This is a genomic window from Moellerella wisconsensis, assembly GCF_022592395.1.
GTDB lineage: Bacteria > Pseudomonadota > Gammaproteobacteria > Enterobacterales > Enterobacteriaceae > Moellerella > Moellerella wisconsensis.
This window is the reverse complement of sequence record NZ_CP093242.1, coordinates 1-23576: the sequence shown is the minus strand read 5'-3', so window position 1 is coordinate 23576 and position 23576 is coordinate 1. Positions and strand designations below refer to the sequence as shown.

Genomic DNA, 23576 nt, shown 5'->3' with positions numbered 1-23576 from the left:
TCTCACTCTAATTTATTTTTAATGATTGAACGCTTTCGACTAAATCCGCTAATTGCGCAACCATTCGGTTACCAACATCGCTATTATCGCCGCCTAAATTTTTATTGCGCATAAAGTCACGTTTAATTTGAGCCCAGCGTAAAGCGTCTTTTTCGCTGAGTGTACCGCGGATTTCAGCTAATTTAAGCAGATTTTCTTCTGCTCCTGTCGTCAATAATTGGGCTTCCCCGAGATAATGATCATCTAATAAACGGTTAAGCTCGTTGCTATCCATCACTGAGGATATTTTTTCACTCAGTTTATTCATATTACGGTAGCTGCCTTGTAATTTGAACGGTGGTTCTGTTCGGTATTTATCAGACTGTGCGGCGCTGGCAATATATTGTTGATTAACTTTTAATACGACATCACGCAGGCTGGCAATTCGTTGAATGACGGCTACAATTTCACTGATTTCAGCATCTGAATATGGATAACTTAGTGAGTTGGTAGAAACTGATTTACCCATGGCTTTATCAACAAAGAGATACAAATCATTCATATCGCGTAAAGCTAATGGTGCCAGAATCGCATTCGAGGTTAAACCGTTTTCAATATAGCTCAATGCAAAGGCTTCATCCATACCGCCAAGTACTTCGCCTAAATTGTAGATATCGGCGCGGTTGGCTAACATATCTGGGATTTTGAAGAGTTCGCCAGATTCGGTATATGGGTTACCTGCCATTACCACACAGAATTTTTTGCCACGCAGATCGTAGGTTTTGGTTTGACCTTTCCAAACCCCCTCAATACGTCGTGTACCATCACATAATGAAATAAATTTTTGCAGAAATTCTGGGTGAGTGTGTTGAATATCATCGATATACAACATCACATTATTACCCATTTCTAAGGCTAAATTGAGTTTTTCTAGTTCTTGTTTGGCCGTTGCATTTGGCGCTTGTTCTGGGTCGAGCGAAAGAACATCATGCCCTAACGCGGGCGCATTTATTTTCATAAATATCAACCCTAGCCGATCGGCGACATATTCCATTAAAGTGGTTTTTCCGTAGCCAGGGGGCGAGATCATTAATAATAACCCCATCAAATCGGTACGCTTAGTTTCGCCGAGAGCACCAATCTGTTTGGCCATATTGTCGCCGATAATGGGCAGATAAACATCATTTATCAGCTTATTGCGTACAAAAGAACTTAATGGCTGAGCTTTAAACTCATGCAGTCTAATACGCTGCCGCTCTGTGGTGAGTACCTGTTGGCGTAGCTCTTGGTATTGGCGGAAGGCCGGTATAAATTGTTTGCGTTGTTCTCGCATACGGCTGAAATAATTATCCAGACTTAGATGCAGCGTAGTATTGTCGATAAGGGGATGTTCCCCAAGCAGGCCTGAAACTTTAAAATAGAGGTCTACTTCACTATAACGGGCGGTTGCTGTTTTTTCTAACATGAGCACCGCAATTGCGCCCGGAATATAAGGTGCCAGATGGGAATATTCAGCCCGAGAACATAATCCTTGTAACCAATTTTGAATTAATCCCCAGCGCTGTGCATGGCGTTGAGTTAAGTTTTGTTGTGAGCGATTGAAATCAATCCACATATGGGCTTTTTCAAGTTCTATTTGCAGCGATTCGACTAATTCGCGAGCATATTTACTGTAACTGAATTCTATTGGCGTACGTGCTAATGCCAAACTTAAATACTCTGCGGCTTCCGTTTGTTGATGGTTTGCACCAGGAATGGGATGCTGCTCTAAGAACAAGCTAATATCTGCCTCAATTTCGGCCTGTAAATCATTTAAAGCTTCATCGTTATGGAATAATTGTCGAATATTGATTGAGGTTCTGGCTCGCTCTGGCCACAATGCTGGCTGTTCTTCATGCTGTTTTTGTTGCCAAAATAAGGCCGCAATGGCCCGTGCTGTTGGGTTAAAGCGCAGTAAATCTGCATTTTCGCCCACAGGGATTAATTGTTTCAGAATCGCGATAGCATCGTGATCGTGAATGCCTTTTTCGTAACCTTCTTTATATCGAGGCGCAGCAAAATCGCGTACGGTTTTAGCCAATTTTTCTGGCTGGGTTAGTTCAGCAGTGAGTTGTTCAATGCTTAAACCATCTTGCCGTTTGCTGGCGGCATAAATAATTGAATAGGCAAGGTATTCAGCACGATATACCGTTGCTGATTCTGATTCTAACGACACGCTCCAATAAGGCTGCAATTTTTCTAGTTCGGGGTTAATAATCAGTTCTTGATAATCAGTTCCGGTTAAATAAAGCCATAACTGATTATCTTTAGGCAAAATAGTCAGGTCTGGCTGTTGGGTATTTACGCTAAATCTATGGCGAGGCCCAAGGCGAATAATATTACCGTTATCTTCAAAAATATCAGTTTTATCTCGCAGACTACGAATCGCCTGATCGCGCGCAGATTTAAGGCGCGCATCAATATCATCAGCTTTTACGTTATCTTTTAGCTCGCGTAATTTTTCGATGATCTCTCGAGTTTTTAAACTTAGAGGATCAGAGGCAAAGAATGCATTAAGCTCATCTAATGACTGTAAGCGAGATGTCCGGCGTAAGAGGCTTTCAAGTAATCTGTCTGCGGCAGTTTGTAGATTCTGTGATTTTCTTTGGCGCTCATCTAATAGCGTTTGTTTGTGAGATTCAAAGGTTTCGAGTAGTTCTTCACGCTTTGCTAGAATATCGTCTAAAAACTCATCATGCGCACTAAATTGACTTTCCAGTTCTTCGAGCTGAATGAGTAAGCGTGATAGCTGATCATCACAATGTTCAGGGGTGGAAGCGAGCGCTAACGCATTAGTGATCCCTTGGCTAAATAGTCTAAATTGCGCAGCAAATTGAGCAACAGATTCAACCGCGCCTTGTTGTTTACGTTTTTGTTGTAGGCGTGCTCGCGTTTGGTTTAATTTGGCGTAAATTTCAGAAATAGCTTCGATAATTTGCGTTTGTTGTGTGGCATCTTCAAATTTGAGTGAGGCCATTAAATTAGACAGCATATCGAGATCCGCTGACATTTGTTCAATACCAGACATTGGTATTTCGAGCTGAGCACTATTTGTGGCTTTTTGTGTTTGTTCTTCAAGAAGCTGTAATTGCTTGATCAGTGGCTGTAAGGCTTTTTCACTGGCTAAAAAATCGGCTGTAGCTTGAGAGATAAGCTGTTGAGTAACAGCGATTTCTTGCTCCATGCTTTCTAACTGAGAGAGATCCATATAGCGGAGCTCTCTCAAGGAGATTAAATGCCCCCGTTGCGCATTAAGTTGATTTAAACCATCGACAAATTGCTGAATATCTGACCAACTGTCCGGGACCATTAAGGTGAGCAGCGATTTTTGGCGACTCGTGGCTTGATTAATGGCTTTGGTCGATTGACGACGAATACTTTCAACTTTTTCGTATTCATCCAGAACCCGTTCACTGGTTTGCGCGATATCTTTGAGTAATTCCCCAAGATTTAAGCTTTGGGCATCGTTAAGCCAACAGTAAATATCGATTAAACGTCGAGGCTGTTGGCTGAGTTGCTCATAACGCGCCGCTGAAATTTGTTGGCCTTCAATTTCTTTGGCGATATGCAGGACATCAGAAATACCGCGCACTAAATCTGCATTGCCGATTCGGCCTAAAAAACTGTTTCGTGGCGGTTGTTGATCAGCGTATTCATCTGAATAGAATGGCGTTTGCCATACTTGCATTGGGTGTACACGGGTTGGTTCTTCACTTTGTCCTTCGAACAGCACCATTTTGCCATCTTCCAACATGGCATAGCCGTGACCGAGTAGTGGAATATTTAGCTTTCGCTCAATTAAATTATAATTGAAGAGTGCGATACGTCCTTGATTGGGTGAATAAAACACATATAAAACGTCTTCCCCATTGGGGGAACGGCGAGTACGCCGAAAGCGCATACCTTCCATCGGCTGCTCGAAGGTTTTGTATTCGCCACTTTGCAAATAATAACCGCCGGGAAAAATAATACCGTGATCTTCTGGTAGTTGAACGCAGGCCTGACCAATTGCGTCTATTCGCTGTACCGATTGGGTTATGATGTTATACACGAGGTAACGCCAGTTATCTTCGCGGTATGGTAGAATTTTCAGTAAAATCAGAGTGCCTGTTTGTGCATATTCTATTTGGGCATCATCAAGAGACTGATTTTTGTCGAGTACCGCTTCACGATAAATACCTAACCCATCTTCGGTATTATTTTCACATTTAATTGTGAGGTCACCGCCAATTGTTTCAACAAATACCGTATCGAGAATATTGATATGTGGATAGCGACCATTAACGGTATTTTCTCGCGTAGTTTTATACCATTCAAAATCATAGGCGGGGGGCAGGGCAATATCACGTTCACCACGATTATCTAAATAGCTAATCGTTTTTTTATCGCTAGAAATTGACCAACGAAAAACGCGTACATCGGTGAGACGTTCACCAATTTGAAAACTGGCTAATAATTTTCCATCACGTTCAACGAGTTGTAATAATTGAGTATTTTTATAATAGGTATATAGCTCGGTAAAATCCTGTACAAAGCTGGGAATATTTAAAAAGGTTTCTTCTAGCGGTACGGATTCAACATCAAATTCCCCTTGTTGTTCGACTAAGCGATACAGGGAAAATACATCTTCAACTTGAGTTTCTTTTTTTAGGCCGAGAAAAACATTATAGCCAAACAGTAACCATTCACCGACTCTGACAATATCTCTTGCTTGGCAATTATTCTCACTGCGAATACGAATACGGCCAATGATATCCATTTGACTGTGGCCAAATTCTTCCAGACGGAGATCATTTAGTTCGATTGCTCGCTGGCTTAGTTGTTGTCCTTGGTCAGTCAGGCGCTTACGCAGTATTTCATAGGCTCCGCCTTCTGCTACAGCGCTATCGAGCAATTCCTGTTGATGTTCTGTTTGCTGTTTGTCTGACATGATGCGATACATTTCCTTGGCTTAATGTATACCCGAATCTCTCCGGCAGGCTATTTCTGCTTCTGCCGGAGATAGTGAGAATGGCAAAAAAGAGCCACTAAATATCGTCGCTAGATTTCTCTGGCTTATTAGGTTGGACCGGCTTAGGTAGCGTATTTTTGGCGTTATTGGCCGCCATAAATTGGGTAACTAACTCTTGAACTTCAGGATTTTGCAGTAAAGCGGCAATATCGACAGATTGACTGTCTTTTTTATAATTGAGCAGTTTTTCAACGCCTTCTTTGGCATAACTGCTTTTATCCATAAATCCATCAACCGCTTTGCCCAAGCTGAGAGCTTTTGAGAAAGTATTAAAGAAGCTACCGTCGCCGCCGACGATATCGATGTTAGTTTTTGCCAGTGCAGCTGCGAGTACATCCGCTTGTTCTCGCGCGATTTCTTTATTGGCAGCAATTGAAGCCATTGATTGCTCAAATTCTTTTTCAAGGCGCATACGGAATTCTTCATGCGCGCGAGCAGTATCGCTAAGATGATCCATTGATTTGAATTTATCGGTTAAACCATCAGCTTCGGCTTTCAGACGTTGGCGAATAACCTCCGCTTGTGCGGCGCCTAATTGACCTTCACCACGTGCTTGCGCGGCCAATTTTTCTTCCATGATTTTAGCATCTGCCAAACCTAATTTTTCTTTAGCATTGGCCTGTTGTTCTTCGCCTCGTGCTTGGGCTGACAGCTTTTCTTCCAGCACTTTGGCTTCAGCAAATCCTTGTTTTTGCTCTGCTGCTGCTTTGGCTTCTTGAACTTGGGCTTCGGTCATGCCTTTTTCTTTTAAACCGCGAGCTTCGGCCAGCAGTGTCTCGGCGGTAATATTGGCTTGTACTAGGCCTTCTTTTTCTTCAGCTTCGGCTGTCGCTTGGCGTACCCGTGCTTCGGCTAATCCTAAGGCGGCATGTTCTGCTTCAATCCCTTCAGCGAGGCGTTTTTTGGATTCAGCCTGTTTGGCAGAGGCCTCTAATTCAGCTTGTGCCATGGTACTGATTTCTTGGGCTTTATGTTTAGCACTGGCTTCATCAGCTTCGGCTTTTTTAACTTGGCGAACCATTGATTCTTCAGCTTCTGCTTGCGCATTAATTACTGTGACTTGGCGTAATCTATCGGCTTCCGACACTTCGCGTACTTCTTTAATCCGTTCTTCTTCTTGGGCGACTGTTTTTTCTACGACTACACGTTCGCGGATCACACTGGCAATATTTTTACGTTCTTCTTCTAACGCTTTTTCTTTTTCTATCCGCTGCAATTCAACTTCGCGTTCACGGGCGACAATTTCGAGCTCACGGGCACGGGTGACGCGTTCTTCCTCAATCGTGACTGCGCGAGTTCTATTTTGCTGGGCAACTTCTACTTCACGCATTCTATTTTCTTCACGGATTTCAATTTCTTGCTGAGTCTGAATGCGTGCTTGTTCTGATTTTAAGCGCTCTTCCTCTTGAACTCGCAGTGTTTCTGCTTGTTCACGGGAACGAATATTATCAATTTCACGTTTTTGACGAGCTTCTGCATCTGCTTGTTGGCGCTCTAATGCTAAGCTAGCTTCGCGGGTTTCAACGTTTTTCTTCTGAATAGCTAGTTCTTGGTCGCGTTCTTTCTGGTTGGTTTCAATATTATGAATCGCCGTAATTTCGGTGATTTTTCGAATACCCTCAGAGTCAAAAATATTGTTTGGATCGAGTGCAGATTTAGGCGTTTGTTCTAAATAGTCAATCGCCACATCCTCGAGCGCATAACCATTTAAATCTTTACCAATCACATCGACAATGCGGTCGCGGAAATTTTGCCGATCTTCAAATAACTTGGATAATTCGAATTGCTTACCGACGGTTTTCAGCGCTTCTGAAAATTTTGCGCTAAATAAGGTGCTGACAGCTTGATGGTCTGAGGCTCGTTCAACGCCGATAGCTTTTGCTACTTTTAAGACATCTTCGGTGGTTTCATTAACTCGTAGATAAAATGCGACAGTAATATCCGCCCGCAGATTATCATGGCAAATTAATCCGTCTTTACCACGGCGATCGACTTCTAAGGTTAGCAAAGAGATCCGCATGAATTCTTTTTTGTAAATTATTGGGTAAACTAGTGCGCCGGTGAAATGAACTTTAGGCTGCGATGACATATCGTTCACAATTAACGCGGTCCCTTGAGGGACTTTAATATAAAAAGCTTTGAATAAGGCAAAAAAGCCGATGATCACCAGTATAATCACCCCGATAATCGTAAAAAATGGCATTAAATTAGCCAGTTCCATAGTTGTTTCTCCATGAGGTCAGTAGCAATAGGCATTGTCTTTGGGGTAAAGCTAAATTAATAAACTGAACAGCTGCATATAAAACCATACTGCCAATAGAGTAATCTGCTGTAGTATGGCGGGATAATTAGTGTGAAAATTCCGCTTCGGTGACGACTTGATAACTATGGGTTACTGGATCATAGCTAATAATAACTACTCGTGTGCCACGTTGAATATTGTCGGAGGATGATGCCCTTATTTGTAAGATTAATCCTGCCCCACCGTCTTCCATTATGGCTTCTCCACGGCTTTCATTAACTTGCCCTGAGCGAACAATCGCTATTTTCCCCATTAAGTCATTAACACTTTTATGATGGGTATTTTTGATTAATTTATTCCGAATAGGTTTGAGACAAATAGCGGTTAACTGAAGGGAAATAAATGCAGTAATCAATAAAACGACGAAACCGACTAAATAACGTAAAAAGATAATATCAATATGACGAATAAACCAATGAACACTGAAATAACTGAGCAACCAGCCAAATAAAGTAAACAAGGTTAAAATAATGGTAGCGGGGATCCCTGCCAACCCGAGTTTAGTCAACCAGCCTGCAAACCCTGTGGTATCAATTCCGTGGCTAGCATCGATAGAATAATCTGCTGCATCAAGGTGGAAAAGATCAATATCGAGAAGGCCAACAGCGGCACATAGCCAATAAAAAATGACAATAATGAGTAGTCCGCTAAATATAATGCTAGGGAAGGTTAAACAATTTTGCAAAAATAAAGCCATGGACTCTCTCTCGAGTAGATACATTAAATTTTTAAGATGATTAGACTTTAAATTATATTACTATTTAGGGATAGTGTTTTATCAGACTAATCTCTAAATACTAATATATTCTATTGTTTTTATTATAAATGATACATTGTTATTTATTAAAACTAGTTATTTAAGTCAATTATTTAAATTAAATACAATTAATGAGAGTTAAATAGCGAAAAGAATAAATATATAAATTAGTTAGAGATAATATTTATTGGATTAAGGCCGGAAATTAATGGTAATAGAAGAACATAAAAATTTAACCGACGCAGGATGTTTAGTAACATTCTGCGTCGGTTTGTGTTATCCGCCTAATTGAAGAAAAGCAGCACCACGGGAGCCGCCAGAATCTCCATGCCGAGCTTTTTCGATAGCCGGTAATTCAGCGATGCTGTATAAATGCCGAGGTAATATTTCAGGTAATAAGCGATAAATTTCATCGAATTGAGATAATCCACCGCCAATAACTAATAAATCGGGATCAAAAATGGTTACGATATTACCTAGATACATGGCGAGCACATTCATATAGCGTTCAACATGCAAAATGGCGTCTTGCTCACCTTGATGATAACGCTGGATGATATCAACCGCAGATACATTTTCTCCGGTATATGAAAAATAGAGGCGTTCAAAACCTGGGCCAGATAAATAGGTTTCAAAACAGCCTGTTTTTCCACAACCACAGACAATTTGTGGTACTCGATCACCTAATATTTTATTCGCTTCTAAGGTGAGATTCATATGACCGATTTCACCGGCAATGCCATTTTTACCGGATAATACCTTACCATTAATGACAAAGCCGCCACCCACACCAGTACCAAGAATTAAACCTAATACGGTAGGATATTGAATAAACTCTTTATCCCAAGCTTCGGATAACGCGAAGCAATTAGCATCATTTTCAACTTTTACTGGGCGACCCAGTTTTTCGGTTAAGTCTTTAATTAATGGTTTATATTGAGCAGCAGGAACATTAGTAGTAAATACGGTTCCTTGTTGGTGATTGACTATCCCAGGCACACCTACGCCAATTTTACCCTGACAATTAAATAGGGCATCAGCTTCATCAGTGAGTGTTTTGAAGATATTTAATAGTAATTGATAGTCTTCTTTTGGCGTAGGTAGGCGTTTTTGCCAGATTTGATTCAGGTCGTTGTCAAAAACAGCAAGTTCTATTTTGGTGCCACCCATATCGAAACCATAATACATAACAATCTCTTCTTTTAGTTACCTGGGATACATTGTCAGGTATCGTTGGGTTAGATTTATTCAAACACCAGCACCTGACAGCCATTAATTTATTATGACATAGTTCGCTGAACTTTTGAGCATCTATAGATATGTTTTTTAAATCGAATTACTATTTATTTTAAATAATATATTTTTATTTATGGTTACATTTATTAATTTTTTTCCGCCTGTAAATATATGTCTGCTATTTAATCGATAAAAGTTACATGATTATTATATTAACGTTTTTAGCGTTTTGTTTTAACAGTGCTGGGTACCGTAAAAATTATGTGGGATATTTTCATTAGATCTAATCTCGATAGGATAAGAATAGTTAACATTAATCTGAGAGCGATATAGTTTATTGATATATATAAACTATATCGCTCAATACTTATCCTCTTCGTTGGGTAAATGTAGACGTTGTTATCTCCGATCATTTAAATCGCCTGTTTTTATGTCGTGATATTGCCTGTATAGATATTCCCTATATTTCACTGTTATGTTATAACATACATTATCATGGCAACTCCATTTATAGGAAATAAAAACAGGTCAATTATGAAGGTATTAACATCATTAAAAAGCGCTAAAACCCGTCATCCAGATTGTCAGGTTGTTCGTCGTCGAGGACGTGTTTATGTTATCTGCAAAACTAATCCTCGCTTTAAAGCGGTGCAAGGGGGGAAAAATAAATCTTAATTTTTGTTATTTATTATTCATCCTAAGCTCGCGACATGGTTAGCTATGTTATTAAATTCTTATGTTATTAACCTGTTGGATTAAAACAATGTAATCAAGATTGCAGTAATATGTTGCTGCAATCTCTATTTCCTCTGCATTATTAGCGTTATTACTAATCTTAGCGCTGATAGTGATTAAATTTGCTTGCACTCTGATTAATATTTTGTCAGCTTAAATGAACTCTCTGTACTTCACGTTCCCGGGATGTTGCTGTAATTTGTGGTTTAGAGTGGGATAATTCGGCGACAACTCAAGGTATTTTGAGCATAAAGAGAAATTTTATTTTTTATCACGGAGTGTTATTTGGAACTTTGAACTAGATGGCCTCAGTATGGTAGAAAATGACAAATTCAGGGCACTCTTGTCATGGGATTTAGGGATAAAACATGATGAGTTTAATATCGATAAGCAATGTTCGGACAGGGTATAATATAATGAAAAATGTAGGTTTTATCGGCTGGCGTGGCATGGTTGGCTCCGTATTAATGCAGCGTATGGTCGAAGAAGGTGATTTTAACGCTATTCATCCGGTATTTTTTACTACCTCTCAGCAGGGCGAAGAAGCGCCCACTTATGGCGGTCATCGTGGAACCTTGCAGGATGCTAATGATATTGATGCGTTGAAAGCACTCGATATTATTATCAGCTGCCAAGGTGGCGATTATACGAATTTGGTATACCCTAAATTGCGCCAAAGCGGGTGGAATGGATATTGGATTGATGCGGCATCTGCGCTGCGTATGCAAGATGATGCCACCATCATTCTTGATCCTGTTAACCGTCAGCATATTGATGCGGGATTGAATCAAGGGATCAAAACATTTGTTGGCGGTAACTGTACCGTTAGCCTGATGCTGATGTCTTTAGGCGGTTTATTTACTAATAACTTAGTTGAATGGGCATCGGTTGCTACCTATCAAGCTGCATCTGGCGCGGGTGCACGCAATATGCGTGAACTGTTAATTCAAATGGGCGCATTGCATGCTCAGGTAGCTAAAGAGTTGCAGAATCCAGCTTCAGCTATTTTAGAGATTGAAAAGAAAGTTACTGATTTTACTCGTAATGGTGCGATGCCTTGTGATGAGTTCGGTGTGCCTTTAGCGGGGAGTTTAATTCCTTGGATTGATAAACGCCTCGATAATGGACAAAGCCGCGAAGAGTGGAAAGGCCAGGCAGAAACCAATAAAATATTAAATACTGGCAGCAATATTGTCCCTATCGATGGTTTGTGTGTTCGTGTTGGTGCGTTACGCTGCCATAGCCAAGCATTTACGCTGAAATTGAAAAAAGATATTCCTCTACACGAAATTGAACAGCTTTTAGCCGCTCATAATGACTGGGTTAAAGTTGTTCCTAATGAGCGCGAAATAAGTATGCGTGAACTGACTCCAGCTGCCGTTACTGGAACTTTAGCTACACCGGTGGGTCGTTTACGTAAACTCAATATGGGGCCAGATTATCTGTCTGCCTTTACGGTGGGTGACCAATTATTGTGGGGAGCCGCGGAGCCACTGCGCCGTATGCTTAATATCCTGCTATAATTTTTAGTCTTTAAATTGTACATTGCATAAAATGGCTGCCATGATTGGGAGCCATTTTTTATCGGAATTAATTTACCCATTTAGAGGGATAACAAGTGGGTCATAAAGAGTAAATAATAACTCGCTGATTTATCAAATTGGAGAATGAAGATGTCGCAGAAATTGACAACGTTGAATGATGTGGCCGCATTAGCTGGGGTCTCTTATCAAACTGTTTCTCGTGTGATCAATAATTCTGCCTCGGTGGCTGAAAAAACTCGCCAGAAAGTGTTCTCTGCCATGGAAACACTGAATTACATTCCCAATCGCGTCGCCCAACAGTTAGCCGGTAAACAAACCTATACTTTAGGGCTTGCGACAATAGATCTCGCGCTTCATGCACCCTCTAAAATCGCCTCTGCGGTTAAGAAACATGCGGATAAGCTGGGATATAGCGTAGTTATCTCAATGGCTCAAACGCTTGATTTTTTAGACGTAAGAAAAGCAATTAACGAATTACTGTCGCAGCGAGTCGATGGCATTGTAATTAATATTCCATTAAATCAATCCCAAGCGATGGAAATTGACTCGCTATACGGTGAAACGCCGATTGCTTTTCTCGATATTGATCCTGAAATTCCATTGTTATCGATAATGACCAATTCTACTGAAGGAGCAAAAAAAGGGGCTCGTTATTTGCTTGAGTTAGGGCATCAACGCATTGCTCTTATCCAAGGGCCAACATCCTCTATCTCCGCACAATTGCGGCTTAAAGGGTGGATGGAGGTCTTAAGCAGTGAGAATATTCAGCCTTTTTGTTTACTTGAAGGTGATTGGAGTGCGGCATCGGGTTATCGTTTAGGCTGCGAAATTCTGGCTTATCAGAATAGACCGAGCGCAATTTTGGTCGCTAATGACGAGATGGCATTAGGGGTTTTGCGGGCTTTACACGAGGCGGGAATTGATATTCCTCATCAAATATCGGTGATTGGCTATGATGATACTGATGATAGCGCCTATTTTTATCCCCCTTTAACTACCATTCGGCAAGATTTCGAATTATTAGGTTGTAAAGCGACGGAAGTGATAATAGAACACTTATCTCGGCGGCAGGATACAACGGGAGCGCTTATCCGTAATATTCATCAAACAATTTTATCGACCGAGTTGATTATTCGACAAACCACGGGTAAACATTTACCCGAAGACAAAGCTAATAAATCCCAATTAGCGCAACAATTACGTCAGATCGCAGAGCAGTTGTCGGAATTATAGACCATCTTTTTTGTGATAATAGGCGATTTACAGTCACTTTAATTGCATTATTTATTGTATAAACTGTGAGCCACCCCTTCATTTTCTGATCCTCTACTTTACAAATTCTCGCCATCTGTCAGTTTAATTAGTTATGTGAGCGTATAACATTAGCTATTAGCGGAGATGACGGTTATGTCACAACAACATCATAAAAATTTAGATTTAGTCCAAGTCCTTGCTCGTCGTGATTGGGAGAATCCGGCCGTCATCGAATTTAATCGACGGCCTGCACACACGGCTCTGCATAGTTGGTGTGATTTAGCATCTGCGCGTGAGGATCATCCGAGCAATAAGGTCAAAAGCCTGAATGGTCAATGGAAATTCAGTTATTTCAGTCATCCTGAATCGGTACCTAGTGAATGGGTTCATCATGATTTAGCGCAAGCTGATGATATTTCTGTTCCATCTAACTGGCAATTAAGTGGCTATGATAATCCGATTTATACTAATGTGACTTATCCTATTCCGGTAAACCCTCCGTATGTTCCTGCCGAAAATCCCACGGGTTGTTATTCGCTCACATTTAGTCTGTCTGAGCATGAGTTACAGCATGGATATCAGCATATTGTTTTTGATGGGGTGAATTCTGCGTTTTATCTTTGGTGTAATGGAATGTGGGTGGGATATTCGCAAGACAGTCGGTTACCTGCGGAATTCGATTTAACGGAATATCTACAAGTGGGCGAAAATCGCTTGGCGGTCATGGTATTGCGTTGGTGTGATGGAACGTATCTGGAAGATCAGGATATGTGGCGCATGAGCGGTATTTTCCGTGATGTGAGCTTACAGCACAAAACTGCACAGTATATTTCTGATTATCGAGTGCAAACTGTATTAAATGAAGCTCTTACTGCCGGTGAAGTGGTTGTTACTGCTGAGGTAAGTTGTGAAGTCGTATTATTGGATTCTTTACAAGTTCGGGCGGAGTTGTGGTGGCAAGATACGCGAGTGGCTTCACAGCAATCATTTTTAGGCAGTGAAATTATCGATGAAAGAGGTTGTTATAACGACAGAGTCAGCTTAACACTGCCGGTTAACTCTCCGTTGCTTTGGAGTGCAGAAACTCCGCATCTTTATCGCTTAGTGCTAACCCTATTAGATGAGCAGGGTCAGGCTATTGAGTTTGAAGGCTGTGATGTGGGTTTACGTCGAGTTGCGATTGAAAATGGGTTATTAACCGTTAATGGTCAGCCATTATTAATCCGTGGAACTAATCGACATGAACATCATCCTGAGAATGGACAAGTGATGGATGAAGTCACCATGTTGAAAGATATTCTGTTGATGAAACAGCATAATTTCAATGCGGTTCGATGCTCTCATTATCCGAATAATGCCCTGTGGTATAAACTTTGTGACCGTTATGGTTTGTACGTTGTCGATGAAGCCAATATTGAAACTCATGGTATGACGCCAATGAGCCGGTTGTCTAATGACCCGGTGTGGCTAAATGCCATGATGGCCAGAATGACACGCTTAGTACTGAACCATCGTAATCACGCATCTATTATTATTTGGTCTCTGGGGAATGAATCTGGCTATGGTAATAATCACGATGCGATGTATCAATGGGTGAAAAAATGTGACCCAAGCCGCCCCGTACAGTATGAAGGGGGCGGTGCCAATACCGCGGCTACCGATATTATTTGTCCAATGTATTCTCGTGTCGATCAGGATCAGCCATTCCCACAAGTGCCTAAATGGTCGATTAAAAAGTGGATCAGCCTACCGAATGAATCACGACCTTTAATTTTATGTGAATATGCCCATGCCATGGGGAATAGTTTAGGTGGGTTTGCTGAATACTGGGCGGCTTTTCGTCAGTATCCTCGTTTACAAGGTGGCTTCGTTTGGGATTGGGTTGATCAAGCGTTGACCAAACAAGACGATGAACAGCATTATTACGCTTATGGAGGTGACTTTAATGATACGCCGAATGATCGCCAGTTTTGTCTTAATGGATTAGTTTTTCCGGATAGAACACCGCATCCGTCATTATTTGAAGCTAAACACGCCCAACAGTTTTTTACTTTTGAATTAGTCAATAAACATCCCCTGACCATCAAAGTAACGAGCGATTTCTTGTTCCGCCATACCGATAACGAATTACTTATTTGGCGTTTAGAATGGAATGGCCAGACACTTTGTTCAGGAGAAGAAATTCTTAATATTGCCCCTCAAAGCCAACAAACGTTAATTATTGATGCTCAGCCAGAAATCACGGGGCACGGTGAACTGTGGCTAACCGTCGAAGTTATTCAACCACAAGCGACAGCTTGGTCCGAGCCAAAGTTAAAAACGGCGTGGCAGCAATGGCCGTTACTTTCAAAAATAGATATTCAACCGAGCGATATAACTGCGCCAAAATTGCCGATTAAGGCTGAAATCGGTACGCAGGATGAGGAAGTGAATATCACTATAGGCGATTCTCGCTGGGTATTTAACTCAACGAGCGGAGAATTAACTCAATGGTGGCAGCAGGATCAGGCGGGATTATTATCGCCGTTAAGAGATAATTTTACCCGTGCTCCGTTGGATAACGATATTGGTGTCAGCGAAGTAGATAGAATTGATCCTAATGCGTGGGTAGAACGTTGGAAGCGAGCGGGGCATTATCAACTTTCTACTGTATTGGATTATTTTAGCGTTGAACATTTGAGTGATGGCGTTTTAGTTCGCACCATCCATCGTTATTTATCTCAATCTCCACTCCAGAAGTCAGAGCCTTGTTTGTTTATCAGCCGTAAAAATTACCGTTTAACTCACGATAATCAAATGTCCATCGACGTCAGTGTTGATATTGCGGCAGGTTATGCGGAGCCAGCAAGAATTGGTTTAAGTTGCTGCATTAATCGCGTGCCAGAATCAGTATCTTGGCTCGGCCGAGGCCCGTTTGAAAACTATCCCGATCGTAAAAGTGGTGCATTATTTAGCGCTTGGACATTGCCATTAGATGATCTGTATACCGGTTATATTTTTCCATCGGAAAACGGGTTGCGTTGTGATACACGCCAATTACAGTTAGCAGAGCATCAATTTAGCGGTCAATTCCATTTCGGTGTGAGCCAATATAGCCAGCAACAATTGATGGAAACATCGCATCGCCATTTATTGCATAAAGAGCCGGGATGTTGGGTCAATATAGATGGCTGGCACATGGGAATTGGTGGGGATGATTCCTGGAGCCCGAGCGTTCGTCCTGAATATTTGCTGGTGGGTAATCACTATCAATATCAGATAACGTGGCAGCGCCAAGCATGCCAATAGGCTAACTAAAAGGACTCTAGCTATGTATTACTGGAAAAATAGGAACTTTTGGTTATTTGGTAGCTTTTTCTTTTTCTACTTTTTTATTTTGGGGGCTTACTTTCCATTTTTCCCGATTTGGTTAGCAGATGTTAACCATATCACCAAGGGAGAAACCGGGATCATTTTTGCCTGTATTTCATTGTTCTCTTTAGTATTCCAGCCTGTATTTGGGGTGTTATCGGATAAATTAGGACTTAAAAAACATCTTCTGTGGATTATTACAGTGATGTTGGTGTTGTTTGGCCCATTCTTTATTTTTGTGTTTGGGCCATTACTGCAATTTAATATTTATTTAGCTTCGATAGTTGGCGGAATTTACCTCGGTTTTATCCATAACGGCGGTGCGCCAGTCATTGAGGCGTATATTGAGAAAGTTAGCCGTAGAAGCCATTTTGAATTTGGTCGTGCGCGTTTATTTGGCTGCATTGGCTGGGCGATTTGTGCCTCTATTGCTGGCATTATGATGACTATCAATGACCAGTTTGTTTTTTGGATGGGCTCGGTATGCGCAATTTTACTGGCAATATTGTTATTCTTTGCGAAGCCTGAGGCTGATAATAGCTCATTAGTGGCTAACGAGCTGGGGGCAAATAAGAAACCTTTTACCTTAAAAACGATTTTCTTGTTATTTAAAGATCGTAACCTGTGGTTTTTAAGTTTATTCGTGGTTGGGGTTTCTTGTACCTACGATGTATTTGATCAGCAATTTGCTAATTTCTTTGTCGGTTTTTTTGATTCGCCGCATCAAGGAATACGGGTCTTCGGTTATGTGACCACATTAGGCGAGCTATTAAATGCCACGATTATGTTTTTTGCACCGGTAATTATCAATCGTATTGGTGCGAAGAACGGGCTATTAATTGCTGGTATGATTATGGCCGTTCGTATTTTAGGCTCTTCATTTGCTACCTCGGCCGTTGAAGTGGTGATTTTGAAAACCCTGCATATGTTTGAAGTACCATTTTTAATTGTGGGTTGCTTTAAATATATAACTACCGTATTTGAAGTTAGATTTTCTGCCACTATCTATTTAGTGTGCTTCTGCTTTTTTAAACAATTGGCGATTATGTTTATGTCTATTTTTACCGGCCAATTATATGAAAAAGTTGGTTTTCAAGGCACTTACCTGATCCTTGGCTGTATTGTGTTAGCTTTTACTGTGATCTCTTATTTTACGTTGGTTTCTCCGGCTAAAGCAGCGGAACTTCGTGGGCAAGCATCAGGTAAAACGACTTAAATTACGGCTATCATCTCGCCATACAATCATCTCACCATACAGTTGCTATAAAAAATAACCCCGCCAGTAAAACTGACGGGGTTATTATATTTACGGCGATTAGCAACAGATTAGATATCGATATTCGCCGCTTTCAGCGCATTCTCTTCGATAAATGCACGACGAGGTTCAACCGCGTCACCCATTAATGTCGTAAATAGCTGATCGGTAGCGATAGCATCTTTAACCGTGACTTGCATCATTCGGCGAGTCTCTGGGTTCATTGTGGTTTCCCACAGTTGATCCGGGTTCATTTCACCCAACCCTTTATAGCGCTGTACCGCTAAACCACGACGTGATTCTTTGCTTAACCAGGCTAGAGCATCTTCAAAATTACTGACGTTTTGACGACGTTCACCACGTTCAATATAAGCGCCATCTTCAATTAGATCGGCGATTAAATCACCTAGATGCGTAATCCGACGGTATTCACTGCCATGCACGAAGTTAAAGTCCAGATTATAGTCAGTATCAATACCATGAGTACGAATGCGGATCGTCGGTTCAAACATTTGACGTTCACGGTTTTCATTAATGGTATAGCTATAGGTACTGCTAAACTCTTCGTTATCGCTTAAACGTTTAACGAGAGATTGCGCCCATTGCTCGACTTTTTCTGGTGATTTCAGATCATCTTCCACCAGCGTAGTTTGATAAACTAGGCTATGCAGCAGGGCTTTAGGATAGATGCGTTCTAAGCGACGAATAATTTTCTGTGCCGCGTTATATTCAACTACCAGTTTTTCTAATTCTTCACCTTTCATTGGTGGAGCATCGGCACTTAAATGCAGAGCTGCGCCATCTAAGGCGATAGAAATTAGATAAGCGTCCATGGCATCATCATCTTTAATATATTGCTCTTGCTTGCCTTTTTTCACTTTATAAAGAGGCGGTTGAGCGATATAGACATGGCCACGTTCGACGATTTCTGGCATTTGACGATAGAAGAATGTCAGCAGCAAGGTACGAATATGTGAACCATCGACATCAGCATCCGTCATGATAATTATGCTGTGATAACGCAGTTTATCTGGATTATATTCATCGCGGCCAATACCACAACCTAATGCGGTAATTAGTGTTGCGACTTCTTGAGATGACAGCATTTTGTCGAAACGCGCTTTTTCGACATTCAGAATTTTACCTTTCAGCGGTAAAATAGCCTGATTTTTACGGTTACGGCCTTGTTTTGCCGAGCCGCCCGCAGAGTCCCCTTCCACTAAATACAGCTCAGAGAATGCAGGGTCACGTTCTTGGCAATCAGCTAATTTGCCTGGCAGACCCGCTAAATCTAAAGCCCCTTTACGGCGGGTCATTTCACGCGCTTTACGTGCGGCTTCACGCGCACGAGCTGCGTCGATAATTTTTCCGACGACAATTTTAGCATCTGATGGATTTTCCAATAGATACTCAACTAATCTCTCATTCATTTGGGTTTCGACCGCGGTCTTAACCTCAGATGACACCAGTTTTTCTTTGGTTTGTGAGGAGAATTTAGGATCGGGTACTTTAACAGAAATAACCGCAATCAGACCTTCACGGGCATCATCACCGGTTGCACTGACTTTGGATTTTTTCTGATAACCCTCTTTTTCCATGTAAGCATTCATGGTACGGGTCATTGAAGCACGGAAACCCGCTAAGTGGGTTCCGCCATCGCGTTGTGGAATATTATTGGTGAAACAATAGACGTTTTCTTGGAAACCGTCGTTCCACTGCATAGCGACTTCAACGCCAATGCCGTCTTTTTCTGTAGAAAAATAGAAAACATTTGGATGGATAGGCGTTTTATGGCGACTTAAATATTCGACGAAGGCCTTAATACCACCTTCATAATGGAAATGATCTTGGCGATTATCACGTTCATCGATTAATCGAATGGATACGCCTGAATTCAGGAATGACAGTTCACGCAGTCGTTTAGCGAGAATATCATATTGGTATTCGGTAATGCCTTTGAAGGTTTCATGGCTTGGCCAGAAACGAACCATGGTCCCGGTCAAATCAGTTTCACCGACGACGGCTAATGGACTTTGTGGCTCACCATGACGATAAGTTTGTTCATGGACTTTACCATCACGACGGATAACCAGTTCCAGTTTTTCAGACAAGGCGTTAACAACAGATACCCCTACACCGTGCAAACCGCCGGAGACTTTATAGGAGTTATCATCGAATTTGCCTCCCGCATGCAGGACGGTCATGATAACTTGCGCCGCCGAAACCCCTTCTTCTTCATGTATTCCGGTAGGAATACCACGTCCATCATCCTGAACTGAGACTGAGTTATCTGCATGGATTGTGACGATAATATCATCACAATGACCTGCGAGGGCTTCGTCGATAGCGTTGTCAACAACCTCGAAGACCATGTGGTGTAAGCCTGTACCATCGTCTGTATCACCGATATACATGCCCGGGCGCTTACGCACCGCATCCAGCCCTTTTAATACCTTGATACTTGAGGAGTCATATGTATTCGACATCAACGTTTCCCGCTCATTTCTAATCCTGTGGTTGAACCTCTATTTTGCCATGTTCTACGCTAAACATCTTGCTGTTTCCATCAATCATGTCTTTAACTTGCTCGGGGGTTATCGCACTGACAAACACCTGAGCTTGCGTAGCTTTGAGGCGAGCTGCCAATAACTGGCGGCGGCCTGCATCAAGTTCCGAGGCAAAATCATCCAGCAGATACAGACATCGTTGTCCGCTCTGTCGGGTGAAATATTCACCCTGCGCTAACCGTAATGCACACATCAGCAATTTTAACTGACCACGGGATAACATATCTTCGACAGGAGTTCCGTTCGCACGGATACGTAGATCTGCCTTATGGGGTCCTGTGGCTGTATAGGTTAGCGCTTTATCACGCTCAAACTGGCGCTCTAACAACTCTGAATAATCGGTTTCTTTGTCCCATCCTCGCTGGAACGAGACAGAGAGTGAAAATTCAGGCAAAAATTGTTTACACGTATTTTCAATATCTTCCGCAATTCCTGCGGTATAGTCTGTGCGCCATTGACTAATTTGATGCGCTAAAGGGGCGATTTCTTTATCCCAATGCCGCATTTGCCCATAATGGCTAACTTGCCGCAATGCGGCATTACGCTGTCTAAGAAGTCGTTTTAAATCCGACCAGACAGAAAAAAACAGGGAATTATTATGAAAACATCCCCAATCAATAAAGGCTCGGCGATATTTTGGACCGCCATTTAATAATGTAAAGCCTTCGGGAGTAATAAGTTGCATCGGCAATAATTTTGCCAGTTCTGCTATCTTATGCCCGTCAGTACCGTCAATTCTGACTTTATTGTCACCATTGCGGTCTTTACTCAGACCTAATGCGAGTTCACCGCGTTCGTCGGTCATATGGCTAAGACGCCCATGCAGAATAAATTGCTGCTGCTCATGGCGAATCACTCGGCCTGCCTGAATACTACGAAACGCCCGTCCGTGGCCTAAGGTATAAATGGCTTCCAAAATACTGGTTTTCCCACTGCCATTGGGCCCAATTAGAAAATTGAAACCACTGGCCAGTGAGAGATCCGCATTTTCTATATTACGAAAATCGCGGATAAGTAGACGCGAAAGGATCATAAATTGTCAGTATTACAGACGCATTGGCATAACGACATAAACAGCCGAACGACTGGCTGAATCTTCGATTTGCACACTGGATACGGCGTCTGTCAGGAATAACGTAACTTCCTCACATTTTAAGGTATTGAGAACATCCAAGATATAGCTGACATTGAAGCCAATCTCCATTTCTCCACCTTGATAGTGAACATCGACTATTTCTTCAGCTTCTTCTTGCTCCGGATTGTTAGCAGTAATTTTCAGCTGATTTTCACTGAAATACAGTCTAACGCCGCGGAATTTTTCATTAGATAAAATAGCCGCTCGCGAAAAAGCTTGTTTCAGTATATCGCAGCGTGCTTCTAATGTTTTATCTGGATTTTTAGGTAGCACACGGCGGTAATCCGGAAAACGACCATCGACCAGTTTAGAGGTGAAAATAAAATCACCAACATGTGCCCGAATATTATTGCTGCCAATTTGCAATTGCAGTGGGGTATCACCGCCGTCGAGCAAACGCATTAACTCAATCACGCCTTTACGAGGAACGATCACTGAATGTGCTGGCAATTCTTGGCCGACTTCCATCGAACAAACGGCTAGACGATGCCCATCTGTTGATACTGTACGTAAAATTTGTCCTTCGGTTTCAAACAACATACCGTTGAGATAATAACGTACATCTTGATGCGCCATAGAAAATTGCGTGGCTTCAATCAGTCGTTTCAACGTAGATTGAGGCAGTGAGAATTCTACTTCACTTTGCCAGTCATCTAAATTGGGAAAATCAGCGGCAGGAAGTGTCGACAGTGAAAATCGGCTACGACCAGAACGCACAAGCAGGCGATCTTCGTCAAGTTCTACGCTAATTTCAGCGCCATCAGGCAATCCGCGCCAAATATCAAAGAATTTACGAGCAGGTACGGTGGTTGCGCCCTGTTGGTGTTCTTGAGTTAAAGGCACTCGTGCCATCATCTCCATTTCGAGATCGGTTCCGGTTAATAACAGAGAACCTTGGTTTACCTGTAACAGCAGATTGCCCAAAATAGGCAGCGTAGGACGTCCCCCTAAAGGGCCGCTGACTTGCTGTAACGGTTTTAATAACTGCTCACGTTCGATGATAAATTTCATAATACTTAAGATGATAATGTTCTGATTAAGTTAGAAAAATCTTCTTTGATGTCATGGCTTTCTTCGCGTAATTGTTCAATTTTACGACAGGCATGTAATACCGTGGTATGGTCACGGCCACCAAAGGCATCTCCGATCTCGGGTAAACTGTGGTTAGTCAGCTCTTTTGCTAGAGCCATTGCCATTTGTCTTGGTCGTGCGACAGAACGGGAACGACGTTTAGAAAGGAGATCCGCCACTTTAATTTTGTAGTATTCAGCGACAGTTTTCTGAATATTATCAATAGTAACTAATTTTTCCTGCAACGCTAAAAGGTCACGCAATGCCTCACGAACAAAATCAATTGTAATTGCTCGCCCGGTAAAATTTGCATTAGCGATCACGCGGTTTAATGCACCTTCTAGCTCTCGTACATTGGAACGCAGACGTTTAGCAATAAAGAAGGCCACTTCGCCCGGTAGCTGAATTTTATTTTCATCAGCCTTTTTCATTAGGATAGCGACACGCGTTTCAAGCTCAGGTGGCTCAATCGCGACCGTTAATCCCCAACCAAAACGAGATTTTAGTCTATCTTCTACGCCATTAATTTCTTTTGGGTAGCGATCTGAGGTTAAAATAATTTGTTGATTGCCTTCCAGAAGCGCATTAAAAGTATGGAAAAATTCTTCTTGTGAACGCTCTTTATTGGCAAAAAATTGGATATCATCAATCAGCAGTGCATCAACAGAACGATAGTAGCGTTTGAATTCTTCTATCGCATTATTTTGCAATGCCTTGACCATATCTTGAACAAATCGTTCAGAGTGCATATAAACAACGCGCGCATTCTCTTTATGTTGCATGATGCTATTACCGACAGCATGCAAAAGATGCGTTTTACCTAGCCCTGTACCACCGTATAAAAACAGTGGGTTATAGGCGCCACCAGGATTCTCTGCCACTTGTCTTGCCGCGGCACGGGCAAGTTGGTTGGATTTACCTTCAACAAAGTTATCAAATGTATGCTTAGGGTTCACATTAGAACGATAAGAGACATCGGGCTGCACTTTGGTTGAATTATCCCAGCTGGGTCTGACCGGCGGGGTAGGAGACGAGGTCGTATATGATGGTACACTGGTGCCACGAACGCTATTGCTCGTCGCGACTCTTTGCATCGGCTTATTGCCGACTTCAAAATGTAAGACCGGTGCATCTGAACCACAAAAATCATTCAACAATTCATTGATATTGTTAATGTATTTATCTCTTACCCAGTCAAGAACAAAACGGTTAGGCGCATATAACGCCAACGTGTTGTCGTTCAGTTCAGCCTGAAGGGGGCGTATCCACATACTAAATTCTGTGGCAGGTAATTCATCCTGCAATCGGGCAAGACATTGCTGCCAAAGCGAAAGTGACAC

The 23576-nt window shown here is 41.9% G+C and carries 13 protein-coding genes; 5 read left to right on the top strand and 8 right to left on the bottom strand.

The annotated features are described in order from the left end of the window. Nucleotides 1-7: 7 nt before the first annotated feature. The 4 genes from MNY66_RS00065 to nagK form a co-directional block, all read right to left on the bottom strand. A complete protein-coding gene (locus MNY66_RS00065) occupies nucleotides 8-4948 on the bottom strand; it encodes a DNA repair ATPase (protein ID WP_241501194.1) in 4941 nt (1646 codons plus the stop codon). A 97-nt stretch (nucleotides 4949-5045) separates the two neighbouring features. Beyond that, nucleotides 5046-7250, bottom strand: a complete 2205-nt coding sequence (locus MNY66_RS00060) for a hypothetical protein (RefSeq protein WP_241501193.1) — start codon at nucleotides 7248-7250, stop codon at nucleotides 5046-5048. 127 nt (nucleotides 7251-7377) lie between these two features. Then, nucleotides 7378-8028, bottom strand: coding sequence for an OB-fold-containig protein (locus tag MNY66_RS00055; RefSeq protein WP_047254855.1), 651 nt, complete (start codon nucleotides 8026-8028; stop codon nucleotides 7378-7380). Between the two features lie 336 nt (nucleotides 8029-8364). After that, on the bottom strand, nucleotides 8365-9276 hold the full coding sequence (gene nagK, locus MNY66_RS00050) for an N-acetylglucosamine kinase (RefSeq protein ID WP_047254788.1): 912 nt from the start codon (nucleotides 9274-9276) through the stop codon (nucleotides 8365-8367). A 582-nt stretch (nucleotides 9277-9858) separates the two neighbouring features. Between nagK and ykgO the strand changes: the two genes are divergently transcribed. From ykgO to MNY66_RS00025, 5 genes are all read left to right on the top strand, one after another. Next, the gene (gene ykgO, locus MNY66_RS00045) at nucleotides 9859-9999 is read left to right on the top strand and encodes a type B 50S ribosomal protein L36 (RefSeq protein ID WP_047254787.1); all 141 of its coding nucleotides are present in this window, start codon (nucleotides 9859-9861) and stop codon (nucleotides 9997-9999) included. Nucleotides 10000-10475: 476 nt separating this feature from the next. Beyond that, nucleotides 10476-11582, top strand: a complete 1107-nt coding sequence (asd, locus tag MNY66_RS00040; RefSeq protein ID WP_241501192.1) for an aspartate-semialdehyde dehydrogenase — start codon at nucleotides 10476-10478, stop codon at nucleotides 11580-11582. A 150-nt stretch (nucleotides 11583-11732) separates the two neighbouring features. Further along, nucleotides 11733-12836 carry a LacI family DNA-binding transcriptional regulator gene (locus tag MNY66_RS00035; protein WP_047254785.1) on the top strand — a complete coding sequence of 368 codons (1104 nt, stop codon included), beginning with the start codon at nucleotides 11733-11735 and terminating at the stop codon, nucleotides 12834-12836. Between the two features lie 174 nt (nucleotides 12837-13010). After that, nucleotides 13011-16145 (top strand): beta-galactosidase, encoded by a 3135-nt coding sequence (locus MNY66_RS00030; protein ID WP_241501191.1) that lies wholly within the window; start codon nucleotides 13011-13013, stop codon nucleotides 16143-16145. A gap of 22 nt (nucleotides 16146-16167) precedes the next feature. Further along, nucleotides 16168-17424: an MFS transporter gene (locus MNY66_RS00025; protein WP_241501190.1), complete on the top strand. Its 1257-nt coding sequence runs from the start codon at nucleotides 16168-16170 to the stop codon at nucleotides 17422-17424. Nucleotides 17425-17534: 110 nt separating this feature from the next. On the opposite strand, the gene gyrB is transcribed toward MNY66_RS00025, so the two are convergent. Genes gyrB through dnaA form a run of 4 tightly spaced genes read right to left on the bottom strand, consistent with a single transcriptional unit; the run spans nucleotide 17535 to nucleotide 23576 of the window. Then, nucleotides 17535-19949, bottom strand: coding sequence for a DNA topoisomerase (ATP-hydrolyzing) subunit B (gene gyrB, locus MNY66_RS00020; RefSeq protein WP_047254782.1), 2415 nt, complete (start codon nucleotides 19947-19949; stop codon nucleotides 17535-17537). Nucleotides 19950-19968: 19 nt separating this feature from the next. Further along, entirely contained in the window at nucleotides 19969-21063 is a 1095-nt protein-coding gene (recF, locus tag MNY66_RS00015; RefSeq protein ID WP_047254781.1) for a DNA replication/repair protein RecF, read from the bottom strand. A gap of 12 nt (nucleotides 21064-21075) precedes the next feature. Further along, nucleotides 21076-22176, bottom strand: a complete 1101-nt coding sequence (dnaN, locus tag MNY66_RS00010; protein WP_053907264.1) for a DNA polymerase III subunit beta — start codon at nucleotides 22174-22176, stop codon at nucleotides 21076-21078. Between the two features lie 5 nt (nucleotides 22177-22181). Further along, a complete protein-coding gene (gene dnaA / locus MNY66_RS00005; protein ID WP_047254779.1) occupies nucleotides 22182-23576 on the bottom strand; it encodes a chromosomal replication initiator protein DnaA in 1395 nt (464 codons plus the stop codon).